This window comes from Microcoleus sp. SVA1B4, assembly GCF_036700545.1.
GTDB lineage: Bacteria > Cyanobacteriota > Cyanobacteriia > Cyanobacteriales > Microcoleaceae > Microcoleus.
Map to the genome: position 1 here is coordinate 30919 of NZ_JAUBPB010000065.1, position 8448 is coordinate 39366.

An 8448-nucleotide genomic window follows, 5' to 3' on the forward strand; every position below is an offset into this window, starting at 1 on the left:
GAATTGACTTGGGCGAGATAAATTCGGGGGGCAAGTTTCATCTGATACAGGTTTTTTATTTCTGGGTCCTGATTCTGCTTTCGGAATAAATCCGGGGGCTTGTATCCTCGATTCTTTCGGTCATTAGTCATTAGTAATTATTTCTCGATGTTATATTTTTATCGGTCAAGATTTTATAATCTCAGATTGCTCCGGGGCTGGTTCACGCTAATCTTTAATACCAACAGAAAATGCAGGTGAACCAGCCCTTACGCGCTATTAATTCAAGCTATTATTAATCAATTTTCTGGGTCTTGAAGTCGTTTAACCAATTCATAAAACGGTTCCCAATTATCCTCAATAGCAATGGCCTCCCAAACAGCCTCAATCGTCGGTCTCAACAGCGATTGTTCGGGATTGTGCTTCCGCAACCTGTCCGCCATTTTATCCATATCATCCGCCGACAAACTTTGCAAAACGTGATAATAAAACTGTCGCCAAGGTGCTATCAAGTCCGCCGGTTCCGCCTCAGTAAAAATTAGACTAGCATCATCTCGCCAAGTGCCAGAAAACTGTCTTCGCAGTTCAAAAAAGAAATCGTGATAGCCTACTTGAGACTCCGCCAGCATTTTAATTGTCACCTTCAACAACTCATCTCCATCAGCTTCTGGCAAATCCTCAAATCCCAATCTCTTGAGCATCAACTCCCGATAAGCTGCATTATAATAATCGCCAAACTTGGCCAAACCCGCATCCATATCAGCTTGAGGAATCGCCGCTGCTAGCGGTTCCTGGAGCTTCTCTAAATTGTCCCTACAAATCAACGGTTGATTGCCGTAACAATAAAGACCCGAATAGTCAAAATAAGCTGCTGTAAATTCCGGCTTGTAAGTTGGGATAAAAGCGAAAGGCCCGTAATCGAAACTTTCTCCTGTAATTGACATATTATCAGTATTAAGCACGGCCTGGCAAAATCCTGCTGCCATCCACTGAGCGACTAATTCAGCTACTCGCTTGACTAAATCTGCATAAAATAGGGCATATTTTTCTGCAGGCGAAACCCCGGCATTACTTGCTTCTAAATGCAGTTGTGGATAGTAATATTCAATAACAAAATCTAAAAGTTTTTTAGTTAAATCCGGGCGGCGGATATAGTGCAATCTTTCAAAAGTTCCAAACCTGATGTGAGAATGACTGAAACGCACCATTACGGACGATCGCGTCGGAGATGGTTCGTCCCCCCGCCACAAAGCATCTCCAGTTTCAACTAAACTAAAACAGCGAGATGTTCTAACTCCCAACCGGTGCAAAGCTTCGGCGGCTAAAACTTCGCGAATTCCCCCTTTGAGAGTGAGTCTACCATCACCGCCCCGCGAGTAGGGAGTGCGGCCGGAACCTTTAGTGCCGAAGTCGTAAAGTCTGCCGTCAGTACCGCGAACTTGGCCGTATAAGAAGCCTCTACCATCACCTAAATTGGGGTTATATGTGTTGAATTGATAGCCGTGGTAACGGAGTGCGAGAAAGGGGCGGACGCAGTGAAATTCGCCGAACGCTTCGATAAAATGTTGGTCGGTTACTTGTGCTGGGTCTAAACCCAATATCGGCAATAATTTGTCGTTGCGGAAGCGGAGAATATGCTGCGGAAAATCGGCCGCAGGGACTTCATCAAAATAGTCGCCACCGAGGGATTCGAGGGCGGGTTCGTAGTTGAGGGAAAGCAAAGGATTTGACATTTTTCTATTTTATCTTGAAATTGGCGATCGCTCCCAATTATATACGGGTAAGGTGCGGACTGCATTGGTGTCAACAATCGCCTCAAACCCTTTTTCTCTCTCGTTTATAGCCGATTTCGATCTCCCTTGCATCCCAGCAGGGCTGTTTCATTTTAAAATTTTAGCATAGCTAAAGTTTGATCATGAAACATTAGCGTCTCCCTGGAAGGCTAAAAATTTTAACGGTCAATTTTAGCGATAGTTAAATTAACCGTTTTTCTTGCTAAAAATGGAGTTGATCTCATATCGGATTGACCATAATATCCCGGCCGGGCGGGTTTTTGAGATTGTCAATTATTGGCCGATGTTGTTGGTGAACCCGCCCCTACCTGATTTCGGGTAATCGACGGGACATGATATGAAGTCTTAAATTTTTTAAATTTAAGTGGGATTCACCAGCTAATATAGTAATCTAAATCATTTGTGAATTTCTTACTCCCTCCCCACGGGTTCGGGGAGGGTTGGGGTGGGGTCAAAAAAATTACAACTCCTACAAGGATTGCTATATACCTTTTCCCCTATTTAAAATTAGTCAACACTCCGTAAATCGCCCAAATCGCCATCGCCCGCAAATAGTGACTTGCCCGAAAAGTTCCCCCCGCCGTAATCGCTTCCGGCGTCCGAAACTGCAACCCATTTTCATAAATCTGCTTCACCACAGCATCCGTCAATTTAAAAGCTTTCTCCTCCATCCCCATCTGTACCAAAAAAGCGGCCAACCCAAAATTAATACCCGTCCAAACTTCCAAAGGATGAGTCGCATTAGGATTTTCCGGCGAACCGTTCAGCATCACCCCATTTGCCGCACCGAACTCGCCATCGTTGAACTTCAAAAAGCAAGATTCGTACACAGTTTCTAGAGCACTGGCTGCACATTCCGGCGGCACAATATCCGGTAATCCTAACAGTTTCGCGTAAAATTGACCGCACAGTTGGTCGGCCATCACCACTTCGGAATTACTCTCGCTGTCCAAACGGTAATATTGACCGTTCCACAGTTTTTCTTGATAGCTTGGTCTTGCTTGTAACAGCCAACTGTGATATAATGCTATCTTTGCTTGAGGGTTAGGAATTATCTCCGGTGCTGCATCTTCCAAAATTTCGCCGATCGCGATCGCAGCCTCCAGCGCCGCCAACCACAAACCCCCGCAATACGCACTTATCCCCCGCATTTGCCAGTCATCAAACGTCTGATCCGGTGCTCCCGAATTCTCAGGAATTCCGTCCCCATCCTCATCAAAAGTTTTCAGATAAGCCAAAGCCTCAACAATTGCCGGCCAACACTCTTGCAGAAACTCACAATCTGTGGCGCCAGTCAACAGGAAATCCCGATAAACCTGCAACACAAAATCGCAAGGCAAATCCTTCCACAAATTGCAATCTTGATAGCTAGTATAATTCGTTTTCTCCCAAGGATGCTCATTAGGAGCACCCAAATCGTGCGGCGTCGCACCGACAGCTTTTCTAATAGCCGAAGCTTGATTCCAGCCAATAATTCTCGGCGTATCGTCTCCTGCAGAAATTGCCCTAGCAAACGCTAAAACCACCGACTTTTCCAAATCCGGCCACAGCATCAACAAAGCAAAAGAACCGTAAAGCCGCACGTCCAAACTTTCGTACCAGCGGTAATCAATGCACTCCAAAACCGCAAATTGACCCTTGGGATCGCGTTCGTCAGCCGCACTCCAAAGAGTACCGCCGTCTGTCAGGGCGTATAACTCGTTAAACAGCGCCATTTTAAAACTGTCTGACAAATCTTTCCGTTCTAAAATGGGTTTTTGCCAAGCTTCAATATTTTCGCGCCAAGTATCCGAATGCTTCATTGCAGTGCGAATAATCGGCCAAGCATTTTTGCCGTTGCGGCCGAAGAAATCCGTATAGCGGCGGTAGTACCAAACTCCCGACGCAAACTCAGTAACGGGCAAGTCCCAAGCTATAATAAAGGGAATTTTGCGAGTTTTTCCCGGTCGAATAGTAAAGCGAACTGCGATCGCACAAGCCAACTGTTCTCCGGCGGCGGCTGCTGTCTCGTCTTTGTCATCCAACAAAAAACCTTCAGCAGAAAAGTTGCGCCAAATATCATCACCGTTCCCCGCCGGGTTCCAGCGAGTTTGATAGAATACTTCTACCGCCGGATTAGTAATAGTTGCGATCGCCCACTGTCCATCCCCCTCTTGCGGTTCCTCCTCAGCAGTCAACCGCGTCATCACGCAGCCTATCCGGTGAAAATCTTCCACCAACAAATTCATATTTCCGCCGCTTTCTCCCCACCGGGGTTGATAGTCATAAAATGGACTACCATCATCTCGAACCATGACTTTCGGCGACTTGTTAGCATTAGTAAACCAACCGACAATATTCTCCCAAGTCAGCATGATGCTGAGAGTAATCGGCGCATCTGTAGGATTGTGCGCCACCCATTCAAACATGGCGACTGGGTAACTGCTTTCCTGATAATTGTTCGGCAAAACTGGCGAAAATTGCTCGCAGCTTAATTGAGCCTCAAACACATTTTCGTAAACAAACCAACTGCGCGGATACAAAGCATGATAAGTCCCTGAAGTTGACTCTTCCCTTCTTCCTTCTTCCTTCTTCCTTCTTCCTTCCGATGGATACCATTTCCAACTAGATAAACTGCCATCGGTAGGCGGTTCAGTGGAGAGTGCAAAAGCTTGTTTCTTGCCTTGAGTTTCTTCAAAAACGCTGAACTGACAAGCGGGCAAACTGCGAAAAATGTGCTCGCCACCGTCAATATGCCAGAGGTTGAAGTCGCCGCGGGACGATCGCCCGATGCAGCCGGCACCGAACCCGCCCAGAGGCATTCCGTGCCAGGGCCCGTCGTCGAGATTGCTTGCGTAGCGGACTGTATAGGGATTTTCCCAACCGAGGCCGATGGGACGTTTCCAGGTGTGCGGGGGGATGTTTGGAGTTGATGTGCGATCGTTCATGATAGATGTTAGTGGCAAGGGCGATCGGCGGAATTCCGGCAGAGACTTAATAGTATATATAGGACTTACGCAAAAAACGCGGTTTCTGATTTAGATTTTAGATTTTAGATTGCAGCAAGCCACTTTATCGGGGCAAAATATCAAATATCACCTAAGCTTAGATTGACAAACTCCGCAGGTATCGTTTAACATTTAATTAGATGCGAATTTCATGTTATCATTATGATTAACCTTTCAAGAGACATACATTCTCTCACCGATTTTAAACGTAATACGACTGAGTTTGTGCAGCGGCTCAAACAAACAAAACATCCTTTAGTTCTAACTGTCAACGGAAAAGCAGAGTTAGTTATTCAGGATGCTGAATCCTATCAGAAACTTTTAGATGCGGTTGAGTTATTAGAGACTTTAAAGGGAATTAAACTGGGTTTGGCACAAATGGATCGAGGGGAAGGGCAAAAAGCGGAGGATTTTTTCAATCAACTGTTTGATAAGCTAGACAGTTAGCGATGAATCAGAAATATCAAGTCATTATCCAACCCGCAGCGCAAAAAGCGATCGAGGAATCTTATTTTTGGTTGAGTAATCATTCTTCTCAGAAGGCTAGAAATTGGTTAGAAGGCTTGTACAAAGCTATCTTATCGCTAGAAAATATGCCTTCTCGTTGTTCCTTCGCGTTTGAGAATAGTTTTTTTGACGAAGAAATACGACAACTTGTTTACGGCAAGGGACGAAATGCCTATCGGATTCTGTTTACGATTGTTGATGATAGAGTTCAGATTATTTTTGTGCGACACGCTGCCCAAAAACCGATGATAGATGAATCAGAATAAACTCCGTCGAAGTGTCGAAACCCTGACTACCAGTGCGTAATTCCTATATTTAGTTTGACACCCCACTTTATCGGGAAAGAATATCATCTAAGCGAAATGGCAAGCTTTTTAGCAGAGGAGAAATAATCGGTTGACCGAGGCGAAATTGTTGCTGGGTGTAATCTTGGTCAATCAGTTGGCAAACGGTGATAGTAGGTTGTTTTGGTTTACCGATAAAAGCCACACCCCCCAATCCGCGATAATCAACTATCCAATATTCTGGAATCCCTAAAATAGCATATTCTTCAACTTTTCGGGCATAATCTGTTTCCCAGTTAGTGCTGACGACTTCTACCACCAATTTAATAGATCGTCCCAGCGTAATCACTGGTTCTCTTTCCCAAAGAGGTTCGCTGACAATAGCGGTTTCATCTAATACGACAATATCGGGACGGCGGGCAGTAGCTGCATCTGAAAATGGACGGATCAAACAAGTGCGGGGAATGAACCAGGGTAGTTTTTCGGCTGCGATGGCGATGCCGATTTGAGTTGCTAGTTTACCGCTGACGGTTTCGTGCGGGCCTGTGGGTTCCCTGTCAACTAATTCTCCGTCAGCGAGTTCGTAGCGGAAGTTGTCACCATATCGATCGAGGAATGTTTCAAAAGTTAGGATTTTTTGCGCGGTGTAAGCCATTGGAAACTAATAGTTTTTTGCTTTATTTTAATTACTGTACTTTAGCATTATTGTCAAATAAAACTAACCCGGAGATCCCCCCTAGCCCCCCTTATTAAGGGGAGTAGGGGGTGGGACAAGAAATATTCTCAAAATTCCCTCAACTAATCAAATCCCAAATCAGAACCTTTCCCCGCGTGTACCAAAGCCAACTTTTCGTAACGCTTAGCGTGTTCCACCAACTCCGCAGCTTCTTCCTCAGAGACCTCCCGCAGGGGTTTGGCAGGCACTCCCGCAACTAGCGTGTGAGGGGGAACGTCCTTGGTGACAACCGCCCCTGCACCGACGATCGAGCCTGTTCCCACTCTCACTCCATCGAGGACGATCGCCCCAATCCCGATCAGACAGCCCCGTTCAATGTAAGCTGAGTGAATCACGGCTCGGTGTCCGACTGTCACGAAATCTTCCAAAACAGTCGGTTGCCCCGGATCGCCGTGCAGAATTGCTCCATCTTGGATATTGGTACTTGAGCCGATCGCAATTCGCTCTATATCCGCCCGCACCACCGCCCCGTACCAGATACTAGCGCCCGCAGCCACCTCTACCCTGCCGATGACAACAGCGCCTTCAGCGACAAAAGCCGCTTGGGACAGATCGGGCCTGGGCCAAGAGGAAGGAAGTGCAGACAGAGGTTCGTTGAGATTGCTCATTTGTTGGTCGATCGTTATACTTCTAGCAGATTAGCTGGTTGTGGATACGGGATATAATAAAAGTATTTGGCACTTTTGCAGAGAAAATATGCTGGGACGCAAATAAATGATTGAAGTTGCCTTGCAATACCCGATGTTTGGCCCGGAAATTCAGTGTCCCCACTGTCGCCAAACAATTCCGGCTTTAACGCTAACGGATACCTATTTGTGTCCGCGTCACGGGGCATTTGAGGCAGATCCAAAAACGGGGGAACTGGTTCACCTTCAGTCTGGGCGGCACTGGCGTCGCTGGGAGAATGAATGGTATCGCCAGCACACGCACCCGGACGGGATTCGGTTTGAAATTCACGAAGCGCTCGATCGACTCTATACTCAAGGCTACCGAGCAACTCGCGTGATCGTTGCCCAACGCTATCGGGACTTAATCAGCGCTTATTTGGAACGCAGCACGCCTTGGCGGGGCCAGTCGGAATCGCCCCGGCCGAGGCTGTACGGTTTGCCTGTGGATTTTAGCCCCGATCCTCAAGAGGACCCTTGCTGGGAAGTGATTAATTTTGATTTGGAAAAAGAGCCGGGAGTTCCGGTTAGATATCCCTATTTTCGGTTGTTTGAATAGTTATTAGACATCTCCCAAAAAGACAGTTTTGAACAGGCAAGATGCCTGTTCCACAATAATTATGGGAGAGGTCTATTCGTTATTAGTCATTAGTTATTTGTTGGTTGTCATTTGCCCAAGGTTTTTTAGAATGTTTTGGCGATAGCAACCAATGCCCAATGCCCTGTTTGGCCAATTCCCCAATCTAAAATCTAAAATCTAAAATCTAAAATCGAATGCACCACGCCTCGATTCGCACTGCTAACATACACCGGGCGATCGCCTTTTACGAACAGTTGGGATTTACTGTGAGCGATCGCTTTACCACAGGTTACACCCTAGCCTGTTGGATGGAAGGTCTCAACGGACGCATCGAACTAATTCAAATCCCGGAACCAAAACCCGCACCGGATGCTTTCGGAGACGAGCATTATGTTGGATATTATCATTTATCTTTCGATTTAACTGAGGCGACAACTGATTTGCCTAGCTGGTTGCAGTCTCTGAAAGAACGGTTTGAGGAAGCTGCTTCATACCAACCAAACCAGTTCCAACCTTTGAAAGTTTTATTAGAACCGACTCAACAGGCGATCGGGCAAAATGTTTACGAAGTAGCTTTTATTGCCGATACAGACGGTTTGCCCTTAGAGTTTATCCGGCGCATGAATGACTAATTAAGTCAGAGCTGAAACTCTTCAGAAATCCCATCAGCGTGCATCTGTGTTCATCTGCTGACATCTGCGGTTAAAAAATCCTCATCCCACTAATTTGCTTTAATCAGGATATCAATTAATCAATAAATTAAGTAGAAGGAAAAAGGAATAATGCTTATAGAGCCAGCTTTTCAACCATCTGTATCTTACGTTTCCTCACGTAAATTCACTTAGGAGCGCGAATTAAATAACTTACAATTTTAATTGTTATTGTGGGATGGGCGTCCCGCCCGTCCTTTTTGGACG

The 8448-nt window shown here is 46.0% G+C and carries 8 protein-coding genes; 4 read left to right on the plus strand and 4 right to left on the minus strand.

Going from position 1 to position 8448, the window contains the following annotated elements; all coding sequences use genetic code 11:
- Positions 1–278: 278 nt before the first annotated feature.
- Both QT987_RS23685 and QT987_RS23690 read right to left on the minus strand, forming a co-directional pair.
- Entirely contained in the window at positions 279–1712 is a 1434-nt protein-coding gene (locus QT987_RS23685; protein ID WP_333245103.1) for a protein adenylyltransferase SelO family protein, read from the minus strand.
- Positions 1713–2269: 557 nt separating this feature from the next.
- Positions 2270–4699 carry a GH116 family glycosyl hydrolase gene (locus tag QT987_RS23690; protein ID WP_333245106.1) on the minus strand — a complete coding sequence of 810 codons (2430 nt, stop codon included), beginning with the start codon at positions 4697–4699 and terminating at the stop codon, positions 2270–2272.
- A gap of 222 nt (positions 4700–4921) precedes the next feature.
- Between QT987_RS23690 and QT987_RS23695 the strand changes: the two genes are divergently transcribed.
- The gene (locus QT987_RS23695; RefSeq protein WP_172187146.1) at positions 4922–5206 is read left to right on the plus strand and encodes a type II toxin-antitoxin system Phd/YefM family antitoxin; all 285 of its coding nucleotides are present in this window, start codon (positions 4922–4924) and stop codon (positions 5204–5206) included.
- Positions 5207–5208: 2 nt separating this feature from the next.
- Positions 5209–5532: a type II toxin-antitoxin system RelE/ParE family toxin gene (locus tag QT987_RS23700; RefSeq protein WP_333115063.1), complete on the plus strand. Its 324-nt coding sequence runs from the start codon at positions 5209–5211 to the stop codon at positions 5530–5532.
- A gap of 67 nt (positions 5533–5599) precedes the next feature.
- Here QT987_RS23700 and QT987_RS23705 read toward each other — a convergent pair whose 3' ends face one another.
- Both QT987_RS23705 and QT987_RS23710 read right to left on the minus strand, forming a co-directional pair.
- On the minus strand, positions 5600–6205 hold the full coding sequence (locus tag QT987_RS23705; RefSeq protein WP_333245109.1) for a Uma2 family endonuclease: 606 nt from the start codon (positions 6203–6205) through the stop codon (positions 5600–5602).
- Between the two features lie 143 nt (positions 6206–6348).
- Positions 6349–6894, minus strand: a complete 546-nt coding sequence (locus QT987_RS23710) for a gamma carbonic anhydrase family protein (RefSeq protein WP_333245114.1) — start codon at positions 6892–6894, stop codon at positions 6349–6351.
- Positions 6895–7000: 106 nt separating this feature from the next.
- Here QT987_RS23710 and QT987_RS23715 point away from each other — a divergent pair, with 106 nt between their 5' ends.
- A complete protein-coding gene (locus QT987_RS23715) occupies positions 7001–7510 on the plus strand; it encodes a TIGR02652 family protein (protein ID WP_333245117.1) in 510 nt (169 codons plus the stop codon).
- A gap of 215 nt (positions 7511–7725) precedes the next feature.
- Positions 7726–8163, plus strand: a complete 438-nt coding sequence (locus QT987_RS23720) for a VOC family protein (protein ID WP_333245120.1) — start codon at positions 7726–7728, stop codon at positions 8161–8163.
- Positions 8164–8448 lie beyond the last annotated feature (285 nt).

Excerpts from the sequence above, each read along its gene's own strand:
- QT987_RS23720 (WP_333245120.1), top strand. The coding sequence starts at position 7,726 with ATGCACCACGCCTCGATTCGCACTGCTAACATACACCGGGCGATCGCC.
- QT987_RS23705 (WP_333245109.1), bottom strand. The coding sequence starts at position 6,205 with ATGGCTTACACCGCGCAAAAAATCCTAACTTTTGAAACATTCCTCGAT.
- QT987_RS23695 (WP_172187146.1), top strand. The coding sequence starts at position 4,922 with ATGATTAACCTTTCAAGAGACATACATTCTCTCACCGATTTTAAACGT.
- QT987_RS23690 (WP_333245106.1), bottom strand. The coding sequence starts at position 4,699 with ATGAACGATCGCACATCAACTCCAAACATCCCCCCGCACACCTGGAAA.
- QT987_RS23710 (WP_333245114.1), bottom strand. The coding sequence starts at position 6,894 with ATGAGCAATCTCAACGAACCTCTGTCTGCACTTCCTTCCTCTTGGCCC.
- QT987_RS23700 (WP_333115063.1), top strand. The coding sequence starts at position 5,209 with ATGAATCAGAAATATCAAGTCATTATCCAACCCGCAGCGCAAAAAGCG.
- QT987_RS23685 (WP_333245103.1), bottom strand. The coding sequence starts at position 1,712 with ATGTCAAATCCTTTGCTTTCCCTCAACTACGAACCCGCCCTCGAATCC.
- QT987_RS23715 (WP_333245117.1), top strand. The coding sequence starts at position 7,001 with ATGATTGAAGTTGCCTTGCAATACCCGATGTTTGGCCCGGAAATTCAG.